At 59.9% G+C, this 23,794-nt stretch carries 21 protein-coding genes; 7 read left to right on the forward strand and 14 right to left on the reverse strand.

Going from position 1 to position 23,794, the window contains the following annotated elements; translation table 11 throughout:
* Nucleotides 1-57: 57 nt before the first annotated feature.
* The 5 genes from SULPSESMR1_RS19965 to SULPSESMR1_RS25350 are packed head-to-tail and all read right to left on the reverse strand — an operon-like array spanning nucleotide 58 to nucleotide 5,582.
* Complete coding sequence (locus tag SULPSESMR1_RS19965; RefSeq protein WP_089422826.1) at nucleotides 58-3,507, reverse strand: ATP-binding protein; 3,450 nt, start codon at nucleotides 3,505-3,507, stop codon at nucleotides 58-60.
* The gene (locus SULPSESMR1_RS19970) at nucleotides 3,507-4,742 is read right to left on the reverse strand and encodes a metallophosphoesterase family protein (protein WP_089422827.1); all 1,236 of its coding nucleotides are present in this window, start codon (nucleotides 4,740-4,742) and stop codon (nucleotides 3,507-3,509) included. The genes SULPSESMR1_RS19965 and SULPSESMR1_RS19970 overlap by 1 nt, the downstream gene beginning before the upstream one ends.
* Nucleotides 4,739-5,134: a PIN domain-containing protein gene (locus SULPSESMR1_RS19975; RefSeq protein WP_089422828.1), complete on the reverse strand. Its 396-nt coding sequence runs from the start codon at nucleotides 5,132-5,134 to the stop codon at nucleotides 4,739-4,741. The genes SULPSESMR1_RS19970 and SULPSESMR1_RS19975 overlap by 4 nt, the downstream gene beginning before the upstream one ends.
* A complete protein-coding gene (locus SULPSESMR1_RS19980) occupies nucleotides 5,121-5,363 on the reverse strand; it encodes an AbrB/MazE/SpoVT family DNA-binding domain-containing protein (RefSeq protein WP_089422984.1) in 243 nt (80 codons plus the stop codon). The genes SULPSESMR1_RS19975 and SULPSESMR1_RS19980 overlap by 14 nt, the downstream gene beginning before the upstream one ends.
* Before the next feature lie 45 nt (nucleotides 5,364-5,408).
* Entirely contained in the window at nucleotides 5,409-5,582 is a 174-nt protein-coding gene (locus tag SULPSESMR1_RS25350) for a hypothetical protein (RefSeq protein WP_217621153.1), read from the reverse strand.
* Between the two features lie 39 nt (nucleotides 5,583-5,621).
* On the opposite strand from SULPSESMR1_RS25350, the gene purU reads away from it, so the two are divergent.
* Nucleotides 5,622-6,506 (forward strand): formyltetrahydrofolate deformylase, encoded by an 885-nt coding sequence (purU, locus tag SULPSESMR1_RS19985; RefSeq protein WP_089422829.1) that lies wholly within the window; start codon nucleotides 5,622-5,624, stop codon nucleotides 6,504-6,506.
* A gap of 35 nt (nucleotides 6,507-6,541) precedes the next feature.
* Here the strand turns inward: purU and SULPSESMR1_RS19990 are convergent, their stop codons facing one another.
* The 3 genes from SULPSESMR1_RS19990 to hutG are packed head-to-tail and all read right to left on the reverse strand — an operon-like array spanning nucleotide 6,542 to nucleotide 9,518.
* Nucleotides 6,542-7,291 carry an IclR family transcriptional regulator gene (locus SULPSESMR1_RS19990; protein WP_089422830.1) on the reverse strand — a complete coding sequence of 250 codons (750 nt, stop codon included), beginning with the start codon at nucleotides 7,289-7,291 and terminating at the stop codon, nucleotides 6,542-6,544.
* A gap of 11 nt (nucleotides 7,292-7,302) precedes the next feature.
* Nucleotides 7,303-8,724: a formimidoylglutamate deiminase gene (locus SULPSESMR1_RS19995; protein ID WP_089422831.1), complete on the reverse strand. Its 1,422-nt coding sequence runs from the start codon at nucleotides 8,722-8,724 to the stop codon at nucleotides 7,303-7,305.
* The gene (hutG, locus tag SULPSESMR1_RS20000) at nucleotides 8,721-9,518 is read right to left on the reverse strand and encodes an N-formylglutamate deformylase (RefSeq protein WP_250161488.1); all 798 of its coding nucleotides are present in this window, start codon (nucleotides 9,516-9,518) and stop codon (nucleotides 8,721-8,723) included. Before hutG ends, SULPSESMR1_RS19995 begins: the two co-directional genes overlap by 4 nt.
* A 159-nt stretch (nucleotides 9,519-9,677) precedes the next feature.
* Between hutG and SULPSESMR1_RS20005 the strand changes: the two genes are divergently transcribed.
* Genes SULPSESMR1_RS20005 through SULPSESMR1_RS20015 form a run of 3 tightly spaced genes read left to right on the forward strand, consistent with a single transcriptional unit; the run spans nucleotide 9,678 to nucleotide 13,392 of the window.
* The gene (locus tag SULPSESMR1_RS20005) at nucleotides 9,678-10,655 is read left to right on the forward strand and encodes a TAXI family TRAP transporter solute-binding subunit (protein ID WP_089422833.1); all 978 of its coding nucleotides are present in this window, start codon (nucleotides 9,678-9,680) and stop codon (nucleotides 10,653-10,655) included.
* A complete protein-coding gene (locus tag SULPSESMR1_RS20010; RefSeq protein WP_089422834.1) occupies nucleotides 10,655-11,161 on the forward strand; it encodes a DUF1850 domain-containing protein in 507 nt (168 codons plus the stop codon). The genes SULPSESMR1_RS20005 and SULPSESMR1_RS20010 overlap by 1 nt, the downstream gene beginning before the upstream one ends.
* Nucleotides 11,158-13,392, forward strand: a complete 2,235-nt coding sequence (locus SULPSESMR1_RS20015) for a TRAP transporter permease (protein ID WP_089422835.1) — start codon at nucleotides 11,158-11,160, stop codon at nucleotides 13,390-13,392. The genes SULPSESMR1_RS20010 and SULPSESMR1_RS20015 overlap by 4 nt, the downstream gene beginning before the upstream one ends.
* 113 nt (nucleotides 13,393-13,505) lie before the next feature.
* Here the strand turns inward: SULPSESMR1_RS20015 and SULPSESMR1_RS20020 are convergent, their stop codons facing one another.
* Nucleotides 13,506-14,180: a TetR/AcrR family transcriptional regulator gene (locus SULPSESMR1_RS20020; protein ID WP_089422836.1), complete on the reverse strand. Its 675-nt coding sequence runs from the start codon at nucleotides 14,178-14,180 to the stop codon at nucleotides 13,506-13,508.
* A 116-nt stretch (nucleotides 14,181-14,296) separates the two neighbouring features.
* Between SULPSESMR1_RS20020 and SULPSESMR1_RS20025 the strand changes: the two genes are divergently transcribed.
* The 3 genes from SULPSESMR1_RS20025 to SULPSESMR1_RS20035 all read left to right on the forward strand — a co-directional run bounded on the left by SULPSESMR1_RS20025 (nucleotide 14,297) and on the right by SULPSESMR1_RS20035 (nucleotide 18,959).
* Nucleotides 14,297-16,333: an NADH:flavin oxidoreductase gene (locus SULPSESMR1_RS20025; protein ID WP_089422837.1), complete on the forward strand. Its 2,037-nt coding sequence runs from the start codon at nucleotides 14,297-14,299 to the stop codon at nucleotides 16,331-16,333.
* Nucleotides 16,333-17,361 carry a trans-3-hydroxy-L-proline dehydratase gene (locus SULPSESMR1_RS20030; RefSeq protein WP_089422838.1) on the forward strand — a complete coding sequence of 343 codons (1,029 nt, stop codon included), beginning with the start codon at nucleotides 16,333-16,335 and terminating at the stop codon, nucleotides 17,359-17,361. The genes SULPSESMR1_RS20025 and SULPSESMR1_RS20030 overlap by 1 nt, the downstream gene beginning before the upstream one ends.
* A gap of 179 nt (nucleotides 17,362-17,540) precedes the next feature.
* Entirely contained in the window at nucleotides 17,541-18,959 is a 1,419-nt protein-coding gene (locus SULPSESMR1_RS20035) for a TrkH family potassium uptake protein (RefSeq protein WP_089422839.1), read from the forward strand.
* 19 nt (nucleotides 18,960-18,978) lie between these two features.
* On the opposite strand, the gene SULPSESMR1_RS20040 is transcribed toward SULPSESMR1_RS20035, so the two are convergent.
* The 5 genes from SULPSESMR1_RS20040 to arsJ form a co-directional block, all read right to left on the reverse strand.
* Nucleotides 18,979-20,322 carry a TrkH family potassium uptake protein gene (locus tag SULPSESMR1_RS20040; RefSeq protein WP_240311352.1) on the reverse strand — a complete coding sequence of 448 codons (1,344 nt, stop codon included), beginning with the start codon at nucleotides 20,320-20,322 and terminating at the stop codon, nucleotides 18,979-18,981.
* A gap of 3 nt (nucleotides 20,323-20,325) precedes the next feature.
* On the reverse strand, nucleotides 20,326-20,991 hold the full coding sequence (locus SULPSESMR1_RS20045) for a potassium channel family protein (RefSeq protein ID WP_089422840.1): 666 nt from the start codon (nucleotides 20,989-20,991) through the stop codon (nucleotides 20,326-20,328).
* 138 nt (nucleotides 20,992-21,129) lie between these two features.
* Nucleotides 21,130-22,149, reverse strand: coding sequence for an ACR3 family arsenite efflux transporter (gene arsB / locus SULPSESMR1_RS20050; RefSeq protein WP_089422841.1), 1,020 nt, complete (start codon nucleotides 22,147-22,149; stop codon nucleotides 21,130-21,132).
* 3 nt (nucleotides 22,150-22,152) lie between these two features.
* Nucleotides 22,153-22,494, reverse strand: a complete 342-nt coding sequence (locus SULPSESMR1_RS20055; protein WP_240311353.1) for an ArsR/SmtB family transcription factor — start codon at nucleotides 22,492-22,494, stop codon at nucleotides 22,153-22,155.
* 50 nt (nucleotides 22,495-22,544) lie between these two features.
* Nucleotides 22,545-23,735: an organoarsenical effux MFS transporter ArsJ gene (arsJ, locus tag SULPSESMR1_RS20060; protein ID WP_240311368.1), complete on the reverse strand. Its 1,191-nt coding sequence runs from the start codon at nucleotides 23,733-23,735 to the stop codon at nucleotides 22,545-22,547.
* Nucleotides 23,736-23,794: the final 59 nt, after the last annotated feature.

A 23,794-nucleotide genomic window follows, 5' to 3' on the forward strand; every position in this document is an offset into this window, starting at 1 on the left:
CAGAAATGCGTTCTGATCATCATTGGCCTATGGAAAATGCGTGGGGCCCTGCGGTTTTCACACTTCGCCTGCAATATCTGCCCCGCCAATGACATGGATCATGGGCGGCGTGGTGCAGACCTGCTTTGCAATTTCGACCACATGGCGGTGGTGCGTCAGATAAATCGCCTGCCCGCTGCGCCCGATCTGCTCCATCACACGGCAGGCGGCGGCTGTGCGGTCCTCGTCGAAAGTCTCGAAAATATCGTCACACAGAAACGGCAGGCAAACACCCTGTCCCACCAGCTGCTGATAGGCCGCCGCCCGCAATGCCAGATATAACTGAAACCGCGTGCCTTTGGACAGATCCTGCGCCTGTTTCGACGTGCCAGTGGCATCAATCGCCAACAACGTCTCGGCCCCGTTCGCGCCCTGTTGAGTGCCCAACCGTGCATAAGCGCCATTCGTCAGCGTGCAAAACGCCGTCTCGGTCGCCTGCATCATGCCGCTGCGATGGGTATCACGATACCTGCGCAGCGCCTCTTCGGCCAACCGCTGACCCATGCGTAACTCCAGATAGCTCAGCGCACAGTCTTCCATCTGCAATTCCAGCGTGGCACGACGTTCGGTCAACCGCGCGATGTCGGTATCCCCCGTGATAGCGGTCAAAGCGGATTGCGCATTTGCCCGTACCGCGATGGCAGTTTCCAGACGGGCAGTCAGACTGTCCCGTTCGGTCTTTAACATGGCCATTTCCGCATCCAGATCGGCGCTGGTGGTTTCGCTCAGCACCGCACGGGCTGCATCCAGCGTATCCACTGACAGCGCCAGCCGCACCTGCGCATCCAGTTCGGACATACGGGCGCGCGCAGCGATAACAGCGGTTCCGTCCGCCACGGCAGCACGCAAATCAGGCAGGCTTTCGGTTGCCACATGATCCGGAAAACCCGCAGCCCAAACCGCGACCTTGCGGGCGATATCCGCGCGGCAGGTTTCAGCAGCCTGCAACGCCTCTTGGGCCTGCGTCAGATTGTTGGTCAGCGTCCCGTGCAACGTGCTTGCCGCTGCGGCGTCGCCGGCCAACTTGCGCAGCGCCTCGAAAATCTCGCCCGCGTCATTACCTTCGACCCCGTACCGCTGGCCCAAGTCCGCCATTGCCGCGCCAAACTGCACACGGTCCTGTTCCAGCTTGCCAATCCGTTCCGCGATCCCCGCACGTTTGTCATCCAGCACTGCCAAGCGGCGCAATGGCTCAAGCGAGGCATCCAGAACATCCGGCAGAACCTGCCCGCCCAAAGTTTGGGCCACAGCGTCAGCCCAGTCCCGCAGCCGTGCGTCTTTTTCCCCGCCCAGTAGCTGCAACGTATCAGCGCGGGCCTTCAGATCGGCCGCACAGACATCGCGCGCCTTTGCCGCCAGCGCCAGCGCCTCGGCTGCGCCCCGATCCTGCGCTGCGCGTCGACGGGCGCTGTCGATCAGCGTCGCAAAATCCGGTGCATCCAGATCAATCAGCGGGGCCAGTTCCGCAGCCAGACGCGCTGCCTTGTCCAAAGTGGCACGATGGCTGTCGGCGCAACGTCTGGCCTTTTGCTCTGCCGTTCTGGCCACAGCATGGGCCGCAACCCAAGCAGCCAGATCCGCGGGCAAAGCGGGATGCAACAGATCCGCACCCACAGCAGCCTCCGCCGCTGCAAGCTCCAACGCGTCAATGCGCACCTGACAGCTTTCAGCCTCACTTTCGGCCTGAGTTGCCCGCGTCTCGGCCCGCGTCTGAGCCAGTTCCGCCGCCCGCAAATCCGCCAGCGTGCGGGCATGTGACAACCGCGCATCCGACACCGCATCGGCCTGCATCATCGCCTGTTCGAAGCGCTCCGCCGTATCATCAGACAGCACTTCACGATGCGCCGCCCACAATCCGTCACGGGTGCTGCGTTTGGCCAGCGCTTCGGCATCGCCGATCTGGCCAACCTGCGCCGTGCTCTGCGCAATCTGGGACGCCGCTTCTGCTGCCAGCGCGCTATGCTCCCGCGCTTTTTCCAGTGCCTGCGCCTTATCGCGCAGGGCCTCGGCGTGCTGATCTGCCAATCGCTGCGCCTCTTGCAAGGACAGCGGACAGGGCGGCAAGGCCTTAAAATCCTGCCCCTTGAAATGCAGCCCGTCCAAAGCTGCACCCAAGGCCGCGTCAGCCGCGTCCACCTCGGCGCGGGCCGTGGCGTAGGCTCCTTGCAGACTGTCGGCAGCATAGCGTTCCAGCAATGCCCCAATGCCACTGTCCTGCGGCGCAGCGTGGTCCGCCAAGGCCGCCTCGGCCTCGACCAGACGCGCCCGCAACGCTTCAACTTCACCCGCCTCGACCGTGCAAGCACGCACGGCTGCGTGCGCCGCATCGCGGGCCGTTTCCAACCGCTGAATTTGTACGGGCGTCAGCACCATCGCGGCAGGATCACCCGTCGCCTCAAGATTGCGTACAACATCCGCCATTGCCTGTACCAAATCCGTCAAATCGCCTTTGCGACGCGGCAGGTCTCGGTCGGCAGTGACAAAGCGGCTGCGCAAATCGTCCAGCTCAACCAACTTCTGTGCCAAATCCTGTTGATCGGGGCGTACAGCAAGCGCACCGATTTCCCGTTCCAACGCAGCGATTTCCTCGGTCAACCGCGCGATATCACTCTCGGCCCGACTGTCCTTGGTCAACAGGTCAACCAGCGCCTCGGCGGTGATATCCAACTGCGCGGGATAGTCGGATTTGTCGGCAATCTGCCCTGCCAGCCCGTCATATTCCATCACCAATGGCAGTGCGCTCTGACGTGCCGCGACCTGCGCCAGCGCACGCGCCTGTGCGTCTCGTTCCTCGCGCAACTGTGCCTCGGTCTCCTGCGCCTGTGCCAGTTCTGTTTTCAACCGCGCAAAAGCGCTGGCCGATACGTCACCATCGCGGATCGCCTTTTCGACCTCGGCCAGTTCTTTCTTCAATGCCGCCATCTGTGTGCTGCTGGCGCGTTTGCGATACAGCGCATCGGCGTGCGCGCCCGCCTGATCCAGCACCGCCCCCAAATCACCAAGGCCGGCGGCGGCAGAAAACAACAGCCGACCGATGTCGCCCTTGCTGCTGGCTATCGCCTCGCCACCTTTTTCGATCGTGTCGTCGTCCAGACACAACAGCGTGCGGTAATCATCCAGCGCCAGCCCGCCCAGATGTGCCGACACCGCCGCTTCAGGCAGGGTCGCACCGTTGGCGTCACTTAGCGCGCCCTTGCGTCCGGTCATGCGCACCAGATCGCGCAACTCGCCGTCCACTTCGACCGTTCCCGAAACCTGAAGACTTTTGCGCTTGTGCTGGAAATCATAGGCTTCGCGGCTGGGAAAGCCGTAGAGCAGGCGCAGAACCGCCTCCATCGTGGTGGTTTTACCGGCCTCGTTGGGGCCATAGATCACATGGAAATCGGACCCGTCCCCGAGCGCGCCAAAGTCATAGCTTTGGCCGGTGAAGTGGCCGAAATAATCCAGCGAAAGACGACGCAAACGCATCAGCTGTCGGCCCCTTTCATCCGAGCAATCATCTGTGCCGCACCTGATGCTGCCAGTTGTTGCGCCCGCGCGGCGGCGGCTTCTTGTGTGGGGGCCAGTGCAGTGCGCCGCGCGGCAGGCAGTTCGGCCAGAAGCGTATCGAATTCGTCTTGAAGCGCGGCCATCATCCCCGGTTCGGCCAGCATATCTTGCATCATCTGCCCTAGCGCATCGGTGGCCGAGGCATCAGCGGGCGTGTGGTCGTCGCGCAAATCAAACCGCAGCTTTTCCAGCCACAGCATGCCGGTGTCCTGCGCCATCCGGCCCAAAGTTTCTTGCCAGATGTCGCGGTCACGCAGCAGTTGCCAATGCAGCGGCGTGGCACCGCTCAGCGTCAGGCGCAGGATCGCATCGGTGGGCTGGTCTGTCGCCAGATCCGCCAGCGCATCACGCAAATGACCGCGCAGCGCATCGGGGTGGTCGTGGCCGGACACATCGATCCGATGGTGCAGGAAAGTGATCGCCGAAGTTGCAACTTCGCGCACCGAAATCTGCCCCGCCTCCAGCGTCAGCAAACTGGCGGATTTTGCACCGAACTCGCCAATATCCCGCCCTTGCGGGATACCGGGCATCACGATCCACGGCGCTTCGGAATGCACCTGTCGTTTGTGAACATGGCCAAGCGCCCAATAGTCAAACCCCATGCCCGCCAACTCGGCCACCGTACACGGCGCATAGGGATCGTGCCCCGCCGCCCCCACCAGCGACGTGTGCAGCATCGCGATGTTCACTGCTCCCGCCACGGGAGCCGGAAACTTGCCCAGCAAACTGTCGGGTGCGTGCCGCCCGGCAAAGCTGACACCATGAATCCACACATCCGCCCCGACCAACTGCACCTTGCCGCCGCGCCCGTCAAAAACATGCACATTATCGGGCAGGCTCAGCGCGCCGGTGATCGGGTTCTCGGCGTCATGGTTGCCCTTGATATAGAACACCGCGATGCCGCCCGCTTGCAGCCGGTCCATCTGCGCCGTCAGAAAGGCCGCCGTTTTCGCACTGCGCTCGGCCCCGTCGAACAGGTCGCCCGCGATCAGCAGTGCGTTCACCTGCTCGGCCAAGGCCGTGTCGATAATGCGTGCAAATGCGGTGCGCGTGGCGGTCTGCACCCTATCGCGCAGGTCAGGATCGCGCAACGCCAGCGAGTGCAGTGGCGAATCCAGATGGCAGTCGGCGGTGTGCAGGATGCGAATGGTCATACCAGCAGGGTCGCAGCATCAGTCGCCGCTGCTTTGCAGTCGAACGTATATGTCGTCGTACACCCCGTCGCCTGCGCCGCCACCTGAATCATATGATCGGCAAAACTCGGCCCCCCTGCCCCATAGCGGTGCAAGGCCAGCCCGACCGCATCGGCGGCCTCGATCTGCAATTCCTCGGCTTCCAACAGCCCTTCCAGTGCCTGGGCAATGCGGGCGCGATCAAACCGGTAAGCGCGCTCAAGCACCCAGACGGTTTTGATCATCACCTCTCGCGCGACAAACGCCGGGCTGTCCATCGTTAATTGACCCAGCAAACGGGTTGCAGCAGCCGATTGGGCGGGGTCGTCTTGTGTCAGAAAGCGCACCAGAACATTGGAATCAATCCCGATCATCGGCGGCCCCGTGGGCAATCGCCTTGTCCATCTGGTCCAGCGTCACCGCAGGCCCGTCATGGCGCAACCGTCCGGCCAGTTCCGATAGGGGGCGCGATTTCAGCAACCGCACCTCGCCGTTGTCCAATATCAGATACCGCACCCGATCCCCCGGCCGCAGGCCAAGCGCCGCGCGCACCGATTTGGGCACGGTTGTCTGACCTTTTAGTGTGACGGTAGATTCTTGCATAACGGCATCCCTGATCGGAACCTTCACGTTAATCCTCACTCCTTACTATTTCAAGTATCTCATTACATTCCAGCCATCGCCGCCCCACCCCTGGCAGGTAAATTTCAAGCAAAGCTTCAGAATCTGCTGCGCGTGTCGTTTTTCTGTCGCACCGCGCCGTTGTGCATCCTTGTCGATCCCGCCCGCTGGCGCATAGGTGTCGGCACGGGTGCCGTACACACTTTCCCCTCTTACGTCCAAATATTAGGATACCTGACGATGACGAAATATTGCCTGAACGTAAGCTGCGCCTCGCGCCGTGGCATCGTGTCTGCCATCTCGGCTTATCTGGCCGACCACGGGTGCAACATTCTGGACAGCGCGCAATTCGACGATCTGAACACCGGTAAGTTCTTCATGCGCGTCGGCTTTACATCCGAACTGGACGCGACGCTGGAAACGCTGATCGCAGACTTTGGCCCTGTGGCCCAAGCGCTGGACCTTGACTGGTCGTTCCATGACGAAGCAACCAAGATGAAGGCCGTGATTATGGTCTCGCGCTTTGGCCACTGCCTGAACGATCTGCTGTACCGCTGGCGCATCGGCGCGCTGCCCATCGACATCGTTGCCGTCATCTCGAACCACACCGAATACCAAAAGGTTGTGGTCAACCACGACATCCCCTTTCACCACATCAAGGTGACGCCCCAGAACAAACCCGACGCCGAAGCGCGGATCATGGAAGTGGTCGAAGACGTCGACGCCGATCTGGTCGTACTGGCCCGCTATATGCAAATCCTGTCGGACAGCATGTGCCAGAAAATGTCGGGGCGCATCATCAATATCCACCACTCGTTCCTACCGTCGTTCAAGGGGGCAAACCCCTATAAACAGGCGTTCGAGCGTGGCGTGAAACTGATCGGGGCCACTGCCCACTATGTCACCGCCGATCTGGACGAAGGCCCGATTATCGAACAGGACATCGTGCGCGTAACCCACGCCCAGAACGGGTCTGATTACGTTTCACTGGGCCGCGACGTCGAGGCGCAAGTGCTGGCCCGCGCCATTCACGCGCACGCCAACCGCCGCGTGTTCCTGAACGGCAACAAAACCGTGGTCTTCCCCCCCTCGCCCGGATCGTACAGCAGCGAACGCATGGGCTAAGCACGCGGCGCTGGCCGCTTGGACCAGCGCCTGCGTTACAACATTTTCGATATACCTGCGGCCACGTCCTGCACACGTTTGACCAGCACCTTGTCGATCTGCAACTGCGACTCGTGCCCCGACAGGTTCATCGCCGCCAGATAACGCCCGTGCCGCGACACCAGCGGGGCGGCGATCGACACCGTGCCCGTCGCCAGATGCGAACCGTTCGCCACATAGCCGCGCTTGCGGTCCCTGACCAACAACGGCTTCAGTTCTGCCAGCGACGCAGGCGCGTTAGGGCTGATCGGCGCAAAGACAAAACCTTCAAACCGCCGGTCCAGCTCTTCCTCGGACAGATCGCTTAGCAGCAGCCGTCCCATCGTTGTCGAATAGGCAGGCAACCGCGTTCCCACCGGCACGTTCGACACCATCGCGCGGTCCGAAAGCGCGCGGTAGACATAAACGATCTCGCACCCTTCCAGCACCGACACATGTACGGTAAATCCGGTTTCGTTACGCAATTCATCGGCAGGCAGCCGCGCAATGTCATAAACATCCAGCGACGACAGATAGCGGTATCCTAGATCCATCACCCTTGGTGCCAAACGGTAACGGTTGTCCTTGCGCGTCAAATACCCCTCGCGCTCCAACATCACCACAAACCGGTAGGCGGCCGAACTGGTAACTTCGATTGCCTCGGCAATCCCGCTCAGGGTCATTTCAGGATGGCGGTCGTCAAAGCATTGCAAAATGCTCAACCCGCGCAGCAGCGAATTCGAACGATAGGTGGGATCTTTGGCCATATCCGGCGCCCTCAGCCTCCCATACGGCCATCGCTGTTGCGCTCGGCCAGCCGTTGCGACACGCGGCCCATCGCGGCCGCATAGTCTGCAAGAATATCGTCCTGTTGCGGATGATGCCCGCCCACAATCACATGACGGCCACGCACAACCACATCGCCCGCATGAAACCCGCGCCCCGCGAACATATGAAAGTCCAACACCGCCTCGTCGGCAACCGGTCCTGTCGCCGCAGGTTCGGGGCTGGTCAGCGTGACAAAACTGGCCATGCCACCCACAGCAATCCCCTGCTCGGGACGACCCGCAGCACGCGCGCCACCCTGCGCGGCACGGGTCCAAAGGTTGGCTGCCACATGCGGCTGGCCGCCGCTGGCCAGCACATTGCGCTGCCGGTCACGCAAACGCTGGCTGTATTCCAACTGCTGCAATTCCTGCGCGGCAAAGGTGGCAATGTTCGAATCCGACCCGATCCCGAACACCCCGCCTTCGGCCAGATAATCCGTCGCGCGGAAAATCCCGTCGCCCAGATTGGCCTCGGTCATCGGACACAGACCCACCGTCGCGCCTGAACGCGCAATCTTCCGCACCTCGTCATCGTTCAGATGGGTCGCATGGATCAAGCACCACGCAGCATCGACCGGCGCCATATCAAACAACTGTTCAACCGGACGCCGCCCGTTGTGGGCCAGCGCGTCTTCGACCTCTTTCACCTGTTCCGCCACATGGATGTGCACAGGACACTGTGGCAACAGACCCTCGCGCAACGCCATCAACTGCGCCATCTCGTCAGGTGTCACCGCCCGCAGCGAATGCGGTGCGATGCCCAGAACATGCCCCGCCTGCGCCGCCGGACCCTTCAACGCCTCCAGCATCACGGCATAGCCGTCGATGTCCTGAATAAACCGCCGCTGCCCATCGGTGGGCGCCAGCCCGCCAAAGTTTGAATGGGCATAGAACACCGGCAAATGCGTCAACTCCAGCCCCGTCACCCGCGCCGCCTCGAAAATCGCCAGCGACAATTCTTCGGGCCGCGCATAGGGCGTGCCGTCCAGATCGTTGTGCAGATAGTGGAACTCGACGATCCCGGTATATCCCCCCTTCAACAGCGACAGGTACAGCCGTGCGGCAATCGCCTGCACGTCCTCGGGGGACAGGGTTAGGGCAAAGAAATACATGATGTCGCGCCACGACCAGAAGCTGTCGACCGGATTGCGCCGTACCTCGGACAAGCCCGCCATCGCATATTGAAACGCATGGCTGTGCAGGTCCGTAATCCCCGGCACCACGGGAGCCTCGAACACCGGCAACCCGTCCGGGTTGTCATCCTCGCGCAGGGCCGAAATCGTACCATCGGGCGCGAACTGCGCCGACAGATTGCGCCGCCAGCCGTCCTGCGTCAGCGCCAGTCGAAAATGCGCACCGTTCATCTGTGTCATGTCTGCGGCCCCTCAGGGTGGAAATCTGTCATCGCCCCGACCAGACGCGCCAGCGCCACTTTCAAGCGGTCCGCTTTCTCGGGCACATAGGTCCAGGGACTTTTTTCAATCATGTAACACTCCTGCGCGATCTCGATTTGCAGCGCATGCACGCCATATTCGGGATCGCCGTAGTGCCGCGTAATATGCCCGCCTTTGAAACGCCCGTCGCGCACAGCACTAAACCCGCTGTCCTGCAACGCAGCAAAAGCCGCGTCCGACAGCTTTGCCGCGCAGGCCGCCCCTGAATTGGTCCCCAGGTTCAGGTCCGGCAACCGTCCATCAAACAATCGGGGCACATGACTGCGAATCGAATGCACGTCCAGCAACAGACAATAGCCATGTGCTGCGCGAATGCGGTTGATCTCGGCGGCCAAGGCGGCGTGATAAGGCTCCCAGAACGCAACAACCCGTGCCGCGCGGGCCTCTGCGTCCGGCTCCATCCCGTCACGGTAGAGCGGCGTTCCATCAAAATCTATCGTCGAAATCAGCCCCGTCGTCGCGCCTGCATACAGCGGAATATCGTCGCCGGGCCGGTTCAGATCAACCACATAACGCGACACCCGTGCGGCCATCAGGCTGGCGCCCTTTGGCAGTACATCACGGGCAATCCGGTCCATGTGCCAATCGGTGTCACGCAGGTCCAGCGCGTCAGGGTGCAGGGCATCACGCAGGAAATCAGGCAGATCCGTTCCCGCATGCGGCACATTCAGAATAAGAGGGCCGTCGCCGCAAATCTGGTCGAACAGAGGCATTTCAGTAGATTTTGACACCATCAAACCTTTCATATTTGAAAATCTTTATTGACATGCAAAAACCATTCGTCAAGTTGGTTTGCACCTACACCCCGTATCCGGCGGGCCCGACGGGCTGCGCGGCGCGGGGGTATAGCAACAGATCACGGAGGGTCTCGCATGACCATTTCACGTCGCCATTTCCTTGGAACCACCGCTGCGGCCACGCTGGCCACACTGGTCACGCCCGCTTTCGCGCAGGGCCGCACCTTTTTCGGCATCGCTACCGGCGGCACCGGCGGCACCTACTATCCGCTGGGCGGCATGTTGGCGCAGCTGATCTCGAACACCGCCGAAATGCCCGACACCAAAATTTCGGCCACCGCCGAGACCGGCAACGCATCGGTTGCCAACGCCCAGCTTCTGGGCCGTGGCGAAATTGAATCCGCCTTTGTCGCCGCCGACATTCTGGACGCAGCGGTGCGTGGTGTCGGCCAGTTCGAAGGTGCACCACTGGAGAACCTGCGCGCCGTTGGTGCGCTCTATCCCGAAACCGTGCAACTTGTCGTCCGCGCCGACAGCGGCATCGAAAAATTCGAAGACCTCAAGGGCAAATCCATCTCCTCCGGTTCCCCGGGTTCAGGCCAGTGGCAGTTGCTGGGCGATCTGCTCGAAGCACACGGCATCGCACGCGAAGACGTCTCGGAAGACTACTCGTCCTTCTCGCAGTCCGTGGACAAGATCAAAGACGGCAACCTTGACGCATCCCTGATCACCGCTGGCCTGCCGACATCGTCCGTTACCGACCTGGCCAACGGCCACGAAATCCGCATCGTTCCGCTGAACGGTCCGGCGATCGCCAAGCTTCAAGAAACCCAGCCCTATTACGCCAATTCCGTGATTACGGCTGGCGCATACAAGGGCGTTGACGCCGACGTGGAAACACTGGCCGTTCGCGCCATCTGGGCAACCCACGCCGATGTCTCCGAAGATCTGATCTATTCTGTAACCAAAGCGCTCTATGAAAACACAGAGACGTTGGGTCAGGTTCACCCGATGGGCAAACAGATCTCGATCGACAAGGCGTTGGAAAGCGTGTCGATTCCGGTCCACCCCGGCGCGGCAAAATACTACGCCGAAAAGGGCATCTCGGAGTAATGCGTCAGCGCAGAACCCTGCGCAGCGTGGGGGTGGCGGTTTTGGCCGCCATCCCCTTTCTGGCAATCACCCCCCTTCCGGCACATGCTGGCACAGGGGGCGTCTGGTTGTGCCTGACCGAAACCCGTGGCACCGGCGCAAACATCGCGCGACTGCCACTGGGACACACAGCAACCTTTGAACTCAGTTTTATCCACTCGGTGTCACACACACCCGTCCGCGATCTTTACCGCGTCGAAAACGGTCAAATCGTACAAACCGCCGAGATTTTTCTGGCACATGGCGCTGGCTTGCCCTCGATTGCTAATGATATGGACGCAACGGGCTGGCGTCACGAGAACGGCCAGTTCATTCTGGACATGCACCGTCTGACCGGCCCGATACCGCTTCGCATTCAGGCGGAATTCAAGAACACGCTGCACATTGCCGGAACCGACCTTCCTTTGGCCGATCTGGGCCATTCCGCCATTACCCTTGCCCCGTGCGACGAGGAGACACTGAAATGACCCACGAGACGAACCCGAAAGACAACCGGGGCCACACAGCCGTTGATGGCGACCACCAGCTTTCTGCCGACGAAGTCGAAGCGCTGGTCCGCGAGTACGATTCAGAATCGAACTTCCGCAAGCTGGTCGGTCCCACCGCGATGCTGGTCACGGTTGCGTCGGTCGCCCTGTCGCTGTTCCACGTCTATACGGCGGGCTTTGGCCTGCTGAACGAGGTGATGCACCGCACGATCCACCTGAGTTTCGTAATGGGCCTGATCTTTCTGGTGTTCCCGCGCAAACGCGCGGTCGCAACGCCGAAAAACTGGATCGAATCCATAATCTTCACCAGCTTCTACCTTTATATTCTTTATGACATCGCCGTATCGCTGCCCCCAAGCGCGACCAAGATAGTGTTTGTCGGCATTGTGCTGGCGCTGGTTGTCCTGACGCTGCCGGTCAATCTGAAAAACGCAGATCCCGGCAAGATCGCTGTGCGCGATTGGGTCTTTGCGGCCTTTGGCGCAGGGTTCTCCGCCTATCTGACATTCTTTTTCAAACACATCTTCATCGACAACGTCGGCAGCCCTCCTGATCCGGTTTATATGATGGGCGTCGTCGCCATCATCATGACGCTAGAAGCGACCCGCCGCACAATGGGTCCAATGCTGGCATGGATCGGCATTGGCTGCCTTCTTTATGCGCTGCTTGGCCCCTACCTGCCGGGTATTCTTGCGCATCGGGGCTATTCGATCACCCGCATCGTCAACCATCTGTTCATCGGCACCGAAGGCATTTATGGCGTCGCCGTCGGCGTGGTCGCCACCTATGTCTTCCACTTCGTTCTGTTCGGTATCCTCGCCCAGATGAGCGGTCTGGGTCAGCTGTTCATCGACCTTGCAACCATCATCGCCGGCCGCGCCTCGGGCGGGTCTGCCAAGGTGTCCGTTGTCTCGTCGGGCTTTTTCGGCATGATTTCGGGCTCGCCCATTGCCAACACGGTAACGACGGGGGCTTTCACGATCCCTTTGATGAAAAAGTCAGGTTTCTCGGGGCGGTTTGCGGGTGCCGTCGAGGCTTCGGCCTCCTGCGGTGGACAAGTCACCCCGCCCATCATGGGCGCATCGGCCTTTGTGATGACCGAAATGCTGGGCATCCCCTATAACGAGCTGATCCTGATCGCCATCGTGCCCGCATGTTTCCACTACATCGCGATCCTGCTGATGGTTCACCTCGAAGCCAAGAAACTGGGCCTCGAAGGACTGTCCAAAGACAAGATTCCGCAGTTTGGCGCAGTGCTGAAAAAATCTTGGCACCTGTTCATCCCGCTGGGCGTGATGGTGGCGATGTTGCTGATGCAATACACGCCGTTTTTGGCCGCTTTCTGGGGCATCATTCTGACCATTGCCTTCAGCTATGTGCCGCTGGTGATGCGGATGCTGGGCAACACCAGCATGGATACATCAACCGTTCTGACACCCCCCCGTCTGGTCCGTGGCTTCGAGGATGGTGCCAAATTCGCGTTGGCCATCGGTGCGGCCTGTGCCTGCGTCGGTTTCTTGTTGGGCATGACCACGCTGACCGGTCTGGGGTTCAAATTCTCGGGTGCGGTGGTGCAACTGGCGCACGATGTGGCGGGGCTGATCATCGGTCTGGATTTCACCGGCCTGCTGTCTGAAAACGGCATGGCACTGTTCTTTGGCCTGATATTTGTGGCCATCGCCTGCATTATCATGGGCGCGGGTATCCCGACCACGCCCACTTACATCATCCTTGCCTCGATCGCAGCACCGGCATTGATGGAATTCGACGTGCCCTTGGTAGCCACCCACTTCTTCGTGTTCTACTTTGGTGTACTGGCAGATGTAACGCCGCCCGTGGCCTTGGCGGCCTATGCGGCGGCGGGCCTTGCACGATCCGAACCGATGACAACAGGCACAACCGCCTTTCGCCTGTCGATGGGCAAGGCGCTGGTGCCATTCATGTTCATCTATGCGCCCAGCCTGCTGTTCGTGAACTTCACATGGATCGAATTTATCACCGCACTTCTGTCCGGTCTGATGGGCATCCTTGCGCTGTCAGCCGCCTATATCGGCTGGTTCCGCCGCGATCTGATGCTGTGGGAAAAGGTGGCGCTGACCCTTGCAGGGTTGTTGCTGATTTCGACCTTTTGGGCGGCCATCGCCGTGGGTGTCGTCACGCTGCTTTTCGTGCTGTTCCGACCTGGGACACAGGCACGCATGACCACCTGAGGGCACCACAAGTACGGAAAAGGCGACAGTAAAACCTGTCGCCTTTTTTATCTTGATCGACTGTCACACAGCGCACCACCCCTGATGAACTTTGCGTCATCCCAAGTGGCGCATTATTCGGCCAAACTGTTCCGATCTAGGTTTTGGTCCAGCGGATCAAACTTCAGACGGGCGTGAAAGCGGGCACATTCGCTGGTTGTCGGCGCTGACCCGCAGAATGTTTTTACATACTCTGGAACGCGGGCCATCCTTGTCGCCGTGCTTTCCTGCACCTGCATCGCGATATAGCCGATCTGGGTCAGATAAACGGTGCGCGCCCGCACATCGGCCTCTTGCTCGGGAACACCAAAACGCAGGAACATCGCGCGAATTGCAGCCAAGCGCCTGTCATCAGCTGCGTTGATCCGCTCCATCACCAGCTGGGAATGATGCGCCCAACTGCGCACGGCAAAATCCAGCTTGGGGTCAAACAGGTGGGGATCGTGGAACACCACAATAAGATTCAGAACAGCCTCTGCCACGGTCTCGGCATAGGCCGTGCACGCATCTACAAAGGCGCCGGTATTCTTTGCCTCCCAATCCTCCAACAAGGCATCAAGCAACGCCTCGCGATCCTTGAAAAACCAGTAAAAACTGGTGCGCGACAGCTTTAGCCCCGAGGCCAAAGGCTGGATTTTCACCGCATCCACCCCGTTTTCCACAAAGGCTGCCTTGGCCGCGTCCAGCCAGACTTCGCGCGAACCGCGCCAGCCTTTTGCTGTCTGATCGTCTGTTTGCGTATCTTTCATGCGCTCAATCTATCCCCAATGCGCGGTCCCGACAAACAAAATGTTCACCCACGACTTCGAACTTGACATGTATGAACATTTTATGACGTACTCGCTCAAACGCCAAGGAGATTCCCATGTCCAACGATCCACTCCTCCAGCCGTACCAACTCAAACATCTGACGCTGAAAAACCGTCTGATGATCACCAGTCACGAACCCGCTTATCCCGAAGACGGGATGCCCAAAGAACGCTATCGCGCCTATCACGCCGAACGGGCGCGGGCAGGTGTGGCGCTGACGATGACAGCCGGCTCGGCCTCTGTCGCGCGGGACAGCCCACCCGTTTTCAACAACATTCTGGCATGGAAGGACGAAGTGGTCGGCTGGATGAAGCAGCTGACCGACGAATGTCACGATCACGATTGCGCCGTGATGATCCAGCTTACGCACCTTGGTCGCCGTACCCGCTGGGACAAGGCCGACTGGCTGCCTGTCGTATCCCCCAGTCACGAGCGTGAGCCCTCGCACAAGGCGTTCCCGAAAAAAGCCGAGGAATGGGACATCGCGCGTATCATCGAAGACTATGCCGATGCAGCAGAGCGGATGCGCGATGCCGGTCTGGACGGGATCGAATTGCAGGCCTACGGGCACCTGATGGATCAGTTCTGGTCGCCGCTGACCAACGATCTTGACGGCCCCTATGGCGGCAGTCTCGACAACCGGCTGCGGTTCACCTTTGATACGCTCAAGGCGATCCGCGACCGCGTCGGCCCCGATTTCATCGTCGGTGTGCGCTATACCGGCGACGAGGAACTGACCGGCGGACTGACCAAAGATGACGGGCTGGAAATTTCGCGCCGCCTGAAAGACAGCGGCATGGTCGATTTCCTGAACGTGGTCAAAGGGCATATCGACACCGACGCAGGTCTGACCGACCTGATTCCGGTACAAGGCATGCGATCCGCCCCGCATCTGGATTTTGCCGGAGAGATCAGGGCAGCAACACAGTTCCCAACCTTTCACGCCGCCAAAATTCAGGATGTCGCCACCGCACGCCATGCCGTTGCCAGTGGCAAACTGGACATGGTGGGAATGACCCGCGCGCACATGGCCGATCCGCATATCGTGGCAAAAATCATGCGCGGCGAAGAGGATCGCATTCGCCCCTGCGTCGGTGCGAACTACTGCCTTGACCGCATCTATCAGGGCGGCATGGCCCTGTGCCTACACAACGCGGCCACTGGGCGCGAGTTGGAACAACCACACGTGGCGACCAAAGCCGAAAACAAACGACGTGTTGTCATTGTGGGGGCCGGTCCCGCAGGAATGGAAGCCGCCCGCATTGCTGCAGAACGCGGCCACGAGGTGATCGTGCATGAGGCAGCGAATGATCCGGGCGGGCAGATCCGCCTGACCGCGCAGACCGACCGCCGCGCCGAGATGATCCTAATCATCCAATGGCGCTTTGAAGAATGCGAAAAGATGGGGGTCACCTTCCGCTTCAATTCTTTTGCGGATGCAGACATGGTTCTGGCGGATAACCCCGATGTCGTCATTATCGCCACCGGCGGCCTGCCCCATACAGAACTGCTGACCGAGGGCGATGCCCTTGTCGTGTCTGCATGGGATATTCTGTCGGGCGATGCTCAGCCCGGGGAAAACGTGTTGATCTACGACGATGCCGGTGATTATCCCGCGCTGCAAGCCGCCGAAAAAATCGCCGCAACCGGCGCTAAAGTAGAAATCATGACCCGCGACCGCATCTTTGCCCCCGAGGTCATGGCGATGTCGCTGACCCCGTCCATGCGCGAATTACAAAAGCGCGACGTGACGTTCACCGTCACATGGAAGCTGGACGCCGTGCGCCGCGATGGCAACAAGCTGGTGGCGACCATCGGCAGTGACTATGGCGGTGTCAGCCGCGAACGGCACGTCGATCAGGTCATCGTCAACCACGGAACAAGGCCGTTGGATGATCTGTATTTTGACCTGCGCGACGGGTCGTCCAACTTGGGCGAGGTCGACTACGAAGATCTGGTCGCAGGGCACCCCCAACAGGTCAACCGCAACGCGCAGGGCAACTATCAGCTGTTTCGCATCGGCGATGCCGTCGCCGCGCGCAACACCCATGCCGCGATCTATGACGCGCTGCGTCTGGTAAAGGGTCTCTGATGCGATCAACCAAGACAATCCACGTCATTTCCGCCCATGCCGAAGGCGAGGTGGGCGACGTGATCGTGGGCGGCGTTCTGCCCCCGCCGGGCGATACAATCTGGGAGCAAAGCCGCTGGATCGCGCAGAACCAGACCTTGCGCAATTTTGTCCTGAACGAACCACGTGGCGGCGTATTTCGCCATGTGAACCTTTTGGTGCCGCCAAAGCACCCGCAGGCACAGGCCGCGTGGATCATCATGGAACCCGAAGACACGCCGCCCATGTCCGGCTCCAATTCGATCTGCGTCGCCACGGTTCTGCTGGATGCGGGCATTATCCCCATGACAGAACCTGAGACCAATCTTGTGCTTGAGGCTCCGGGCGGGCTGGTTCGGGTCAGGGCGAACTGCAAAAACGGCAAGGCAGAACGGATATTCGTTCAGAACCTGCCCTCGTTTGCCGCGCGTCTGGATGTGCCGCTAGAGATAGACGGGCTGGGCACGCTGCGCGTCGATACCGCCTATGGCGGCGACAGTTTCGTCATCGTTGATGCTGCCGCACTTGGCTTTTCACTGACCGAAACAGAAGCACATGACATCGCCAAACTGGGCGTCAAGATCACCGATGCCGCCAATGCCCGACTGGGGTTTGACCACCCCGACAATCCCGACTGGCGACACATCTCATTTTGCCTGTTTGCCGGACCGCTGACAAAAGGTCCGCAGGGACTGGAGGCAGGGGCCGCCGTCGCAATCCAGCCCGGCAAGGTTGACCGCTCGCCCACGGGCACCGCGCTTTCAGCGCGTATGGCGGTACTGCACGCACAAGGCGTGATGAAAACGGGCGACCGATTGACCACTCGGTCCCTGATTGGCTCGACCTTCTCGGGTCAGATATTGGGTGAAACAACCGTGGGCGGACGCCCCGCGATCCTGCCCGAAATATCGGGGCGTGGCTGGGTCACGGGCATCCACCAACATATGCTTGACCCTTCAGACCCCTGGCCCGAAGGCTACCGGTTGTCGGACACATGGGGCGCCCGATAAAACGCATCGCCCCTGCGGCAGCCTATGCTCAATACAGACCTTGATCACGAAGGCCGCTGGCCTTCTGGACCTTCCCCCCATTGTGGAACAATGTCTCGTTCGATCACAACAACGACTGATTCTCTTTTGCCGATCACGTCATGCCTCAACGCTAAAGCTTGGCCGATAGAAGGTGTTCTTTGAACTTCGTCGTGTTCTCGAATGGCATTCTGCTGCTCGGGATGGCTGGCATCATGGCCGTTGTCGGCGCAGTGTTTCCAGCAACGCGAGAGGTGTTTTTAATCTCTGCCATTGTTGTCGGTCTGATCGGTGCCTTCGCTTCGCTCGCAGTGTCGCACCGCATGTCGGATTTCCGCAGGCTGCACACATTCCTGCTAACCGGCAGCATCTGGATCACCGGCGCCACCGCAGGGGCCATGCCCCTTTGGCTGTGGCAACTCGCGCCGATTGACGCATTCTTTGAGGCAATGTCGGGGATCACCACAACCGGCTCGACAGTGATGAGCGGCCTAGACACCACAGAACATGGTATTCTGCTCTGGCGTGCGATCCTGCAATGGCTGGGTGGCGTGGGCTTTATCGTGACCGGAATCGCATTTCTGCCTATCCTGCGCGTGGGCGGAATGCAGCTTTTCCGCACCGAAAGCTCCGAGCGCGGCGAAAAGGAAATGGCCAGCGCCGCACGCTTTGCCGGGGCAACCGTCTGGATTTACCTTTCGCTGACGGGCCTGTGCTCTGTCGTTTATGCAGTGGGCGGCATGACCTTTTTCGAGGCGATTGCCCATGCCCTCACAACGGTGTCCACTGGCGGATACTCGACGTCGGACGCCTCTTTCGGCCATTTCGACAGTGGATTTCTGCAATGGTCGGGAACAATCTTCATGACTGCAGGCGCATTGCCTTTTGCGTGGTATATCAAGGTGCTCAACCGGCGCGACTTTCGCAGCGAACAGGTTCAGGGCATCCTTATCTTCTTTGCGTCAACGATTGCCCTTCTCACACTGTGGCGCATTCTGACGGCGCACACGCCTTTGTTCGAAACGCTCAGACTTGTTGCTTTCAACGTCGTTTCGGTGGTTACGACAACCGGCTATGCGACAACCGACTACACGATGTGGGGGCCACTCGCAGTGGCGGCATTTTTCGCTCTGACGGCGGTCGGCGGATGCACAGGCTCCACATCGGGCGGTGCCAAGATGATGCGATGGATCATCGCGATACGTAAAATCCGGACCCAGACAAGGAAAGTAAGCGCGCCCTCTGCGGTCATTTTCGCACGTTACGAGGGTAGACCGGTCAATAACGACGTGGTTGGCGGCGTGACAACATTTTTTGTGTTCTACGCTGCAACGGTTGGGGTTCTGGCCATCGGTCTTGGCCTGTACGATCTGGACCTTGAAACGTCGATCAGCGGCGCACTGACAGCGGTTGCCAATGTCGGCCCCGGCGTCGGCGCAACAATCGGACCCGCCGGCAATTTTTCCACGCTGCCGGACGGCGCCAAGCTGCTTTTATGCTTTGGCATGTACGTCGGCAGGCTTGAAATGCTGACCGTCTACGTCCTGCTGACCGCGACCTTCTGGCGGGAAGTCGCGTAAAAGAAGCCCCTCGGCGCAATCAGCCCAAGTATACCTTGCTGGGTGGATAACCGACCCGCGGCTTTGATCGTGTCGCCAGAAAAAACCCCAGCGTCAACGGGCCAACCCGCCCGATGAACATGACCGCAATAATGACAGCCCGCCCAAAACCATCCAGTTCTCCGGTGGCACCGCGCGACAGGCCAACAGTGCCAAATGCCGACGTGACCTCGAACGCCAGATCAAGAAACTCGCCATCATGCGACGTCGTGATCAGAAAAATCGCCACAAACACGGTCAGTAGACTGACCATTGCCAACGCCAGCACCTTCATCACCTCCTCCGCACCAAGGCTGCGACCAAACACATGCAACTGCTGACGTCGTTTAAAAAATGCGATGGTGGCCAGCAGCAACACGATAAAGGTGGTCACCTTGATACCTCCGGCCGTCGAAGTGCTGCCGCCGCCAATTACCATCAGTGACATGAACATCATCGAAGTGCTGTCATGGATGCCGCCAATGTCGACCGTGTTGAAACCGGCGGTGCGCGTTGTTACCCCTTGAAACCAGCTTGCCCACAGCCTGTCGCCAAGGTTGTCCAGCCCGCCAAGCGTGCGTGGATTCGTCCATTCCAGCGCCGCAAAGGACAGCACCGACCACGCGATCAGCGCCAGCGTACCCACCACCATCAGCTTGGTATGTAATGAAAAACCGTGCCAATTTCGCTTTGCATAAAGCTCGGTCACGACGATGAACCCCAGCCCGCCAAGGATGAAAAGCGCGGGCACCGTGATGTTCACGATCGGATCACCCACCCATTGCGACAGGCTGTCCGGAAACAGCGCAAAGCCCGCGTTGTTGAACGCCGAAACTGTGTGAAACAAAGCCTGCCAAAGCCCCATCGCCCAACCGAACTGGGGCACAAAAACGACCGATAAAAGCGCAACGCCCACCAATTCACATGCCAGAACCGCCTTCAGGATACCACGCACCAACACCAGAAGATCACTGACCGAGGTCTGGTTAAGGTCTTCGCGCAGGAATATCCGTTGCGACATGCTGACCGGCAGGCCCAGCATCGACAGGACCAGAACAGCAAACGTCATAAGCCCCAGCCCGCCCAACTGGATCAGCACCATCACCACGCCCTGCCCGAACAGCGTCAACTGGCTGCCAGTGTCGATCACAACAAGGCCGGTCACCGTGACCGCCGAGGCCGCAGTAAAAATCGCATCGGACCACGTGATCGGCTCGGGTGTGGCGATCGGCAACTTGAGAAGTATTCCCCCCGTCGCAATCAACACCGCGTAAAGCAAAGCGAGGATCGCAGGCGGCGCCACTTGCAGGCGCCCGCCCCTTCTGGCCCATGCCACCCGTTTCAAGGGTCAAAGCCCGTCCGCGAAACGTCGCAGGTTTTCCCGGCGACCAAGCAGCAGCAGCTTATCGTCGGTGCGCATCTGGGTCGCCCCGGATTCGCAACCGACAAACTCGCTGCCCCGCATCAGACCAAGCGCCCGCAGATCAAAATCATCGGTAAGCCCCACTGCATCCACACGTTTTTCATTCAGACTTTCGGGCACGCGGAAATCAACGACATGGAACCCGTTGCCAAGGCTTACGTAATCACGCACCAGCGGGTTGTGCAGCATCTGCGCGATGTGCCGTCCGATTTCCTGTTCGGGCTGGATCACACGATCCGCACCCAGCTTGGTCAGGATACGGTGATGGGTCCGGCTCATCGCTTTGACCCATACCGTCGGCACGCCCAACAGTTTGACGTTCATGGTGCACAAGATGTTCGCCTCAAGTTCTTCACCGATGGCGACAACGGCCACGTCATAATTGCCCACACCCGCCTCGCGCAGCGCTTGCTCGTCGCGTCCATCCGCAATAACGGCCTCTGTCAGCGTTTCGGCCACACGCGAGACGTTCCGCTCGACCGTGTCGATGCCCAGCACATGGTTCCCGAAACGGGCCAGTTCCGAGGCAACGGTCGTGCCAAACGTCCCAAGGCCGATCACGGCAAAGCTTCGGTTCTTGTTTTTGGGCATATTGGTCTCCGATAGACTCGGCACGTTATGCCCGACGCCAGACGCAGTCAATCAATCCTGATTGTTCATGTCGCTAACGGATTTTATCGGGTCTGTGATCCGCAACAGATCCCCTAAGAGACTGGAAACATACGTAACTTATGCCGGAAATCTTGCGCGCGTGCGGTTGGCAAACCAGACCAGCGACAGCATCACCGGCACCTCAACCAACACACCAACGACTGTCACCAATGCCGCGCCGGAATTCAGACCAAACAGGCCAATCGCAACGGCAACCGCCAGTTCAAAGAAATTCGACGTCCCGATCAGCGCACAGGGGGCGGCAACATTATGCGGCACTCGCCACCTCCAAGCCCAGAAATAGGCGATGGCAAAGATACCATAGGACTGGATCAGGATCGGTGTGGCCAGGAGCACGATCAAAAACGGGTTCTCCAAGATCACATTGCCCTGAAACCCGAACAACAAGACAACCGTCAGCAGCAGACCCAAAACCGACGCCGGCTTGATCCGCGTGGTAAACTGCGCAATGGCGGCCTCACCCCCCTGACGCAAAAGCTGCGCGCGGGTGATCAGACCCGCCGCCAGCGGCAGCACGACATATAAAACCACAGACAGCACCAGCGTTTCCCACGGCACGTTCAGATCGGTCACGCCCAACAACAGCGCTACGATGGGCGCAAAGGCAAAGACCATGATCACATCGTTCAACGACACCTGCAAAAGCGTGTAATTCGGATCGCCCTTGGTCAGCTGTGACCAGACAAACACCATCGCTGTACAGGGCGCGGCCCCCAACAGGATCAGCCCCGCAATGTATTGCCCCGCATCGGCGGGGTCGATCAGCCCGCCAAAGACATGGTTAAAGAACAACACGCCCAAGGCAGCCATCGTAAACGGCTTGATCAGCCAGTTCACCACCACGGTGATCACCAACCCCTTGGGGCGCTTGCCGATCCCCTTCAATGCCCCCAGATCTACGGCAACCATCATCGGATAGACCATTGCCCAGATCAGCACCGCCACAACCAGATTGACCGAGGCATATTCAAGTGATGCCAGAAATCCGAACAGCCCCGGCAGCAGGTTCGCCAGCACGATTCCGGCAACAATGCACCCGGCAACCCAAATCGAAAGATAGCGTTCAAACAGTGACATAGGTCATCCTTGGTCAGAAATCGGTGTAACGCAGCCGCCACTTTCGCGGCCTGCAATCTCAAGATCGCGGGTTAGCACGGCCAACGGGGTCAATGCGCCTGCGGCCAATGAATAACAGACCCTTGGCGGAACAATCTGCCCCTCGATCACACCTGCGGCCTTCAGAATGCGCAGATGTTCGGACACCGTGGATTGTGCAAGCCCTACGGCCTCGACAATATCACCGCCAATGCAACCGGGCGTGCGCGCCAGCAACCGCAATATCTTCAGCCGGGCAGGATGGCCCAGGGCCTTGGCCATCGAGGCAATACGCACGTCCAACTCGTCTTGATCCTCTGGGGTCACAGCCCGCTCCGGTCTTTAATATCGTTTATCGTCGGTTATCGATATATCGATCAACCCAGCGTGGCAAGCCTGCGAACGGCCAACCAACTTGCAAACGCCATAAGACCAGCAGTCGCAAGACACAGCGACAGCCCCCCAAATTGATAACTGAGGCCCGAAAGAAGCGTGCCAATCAGCCGCCCCGCAGCATTGGCCATATAGTAAAACCCGACGTCACGGGTAATGCGCTCTGCCGCCCCGAACGCAAGGATCAGGTACGAGTGGACCGAGGAATTGACAGCAAAAACAAAGCCGAACAGCAAAATCCCCACAACCAGCGTGGCGGTCAACCACGGCGCGGGGCCGCCAGAGACCCACGCCAAAGCCGCCAGCACAAACGGGATAGGCACCAACAGCCCTGCCCACAGAATTGCTTTCCGCGTTGTCTCGGCCTCTGTCTGGCTCTTGCCCCCCAACAGGCGCGGCGCAATGGCCTGAACTGCGCCATAGGCAATGATCCACAACGCCATAAACCCGCCAACCAAAAAGAACGCTTCGCGCCGCCCCTCGGCTGTACCGTCAGAAAGAACCGCGTGGAAATAGACCGGAATACCAACCACAAACCACACATCCCGCGCCCCGAACAGGAACATCCGCGCCAGCGACAACCGGTTCACCCGCGCATCCTTGGACCGCCACCCGTCCCACGCACTCGCGGCTTTCATCCGACCGGGCAAACCAGCCGGGAGAAACACCACCACCGCAGCAAGGATCAACGCCAGAACAACCGCCATCGCCCAGACAGCCACCTGAAAACCGGCCAGCCCCAGCAGCGCCGCCCCGAGGAAAAACCCCGCGCCCTTCACGGCATTCTTTGACCCCGTCAAATAGGCCACCCACCGGAACAGCCCGCCATCTTCCTTGGGAGCCAGCAGTTTCACGGCAGACTTCGACGACATCTTGGCCAAATCCTTGGCCACCCCCGACACCCCCTGAACCGCCATGACAAAGATAACCGAGACCGCGATCGACCACGCAGGGTCCAACTGCGCCAGCGCCACCAACGCGCCAATCTGCAACGCCAACCCGCCATAAAGTGTCGCCGCCAGACCAAAGCGCGCGGCAAGCCATCCGGCACCCAGATTCGTGACAATCCCCGCAATCTCGTACAGCAGGAACAGCCAGGCAAGCTGCACCGGCGAAAATCCCAGCGCGTTAAAGTGCAAAAGCACCAGCATCCGCAGCGCGCCATCCGACAGCATGAACGCCCAATAGGCCGCGGTTACCGCCGCATAGGCGCGCAACGGGTTCGGCGGCGGAC

This window comes from Pseudosulfitobacter pseudonitzschiae (assembly GCF_002222635.1).
Lineage (GTDB): Bacteria > Pseudomonadota > Alphaproteobacteria > Rhodobacterales > Rhodobacteraceae > Pseudosulfitobacter > Pseudosulfitobacter pseudonitzschiae_A.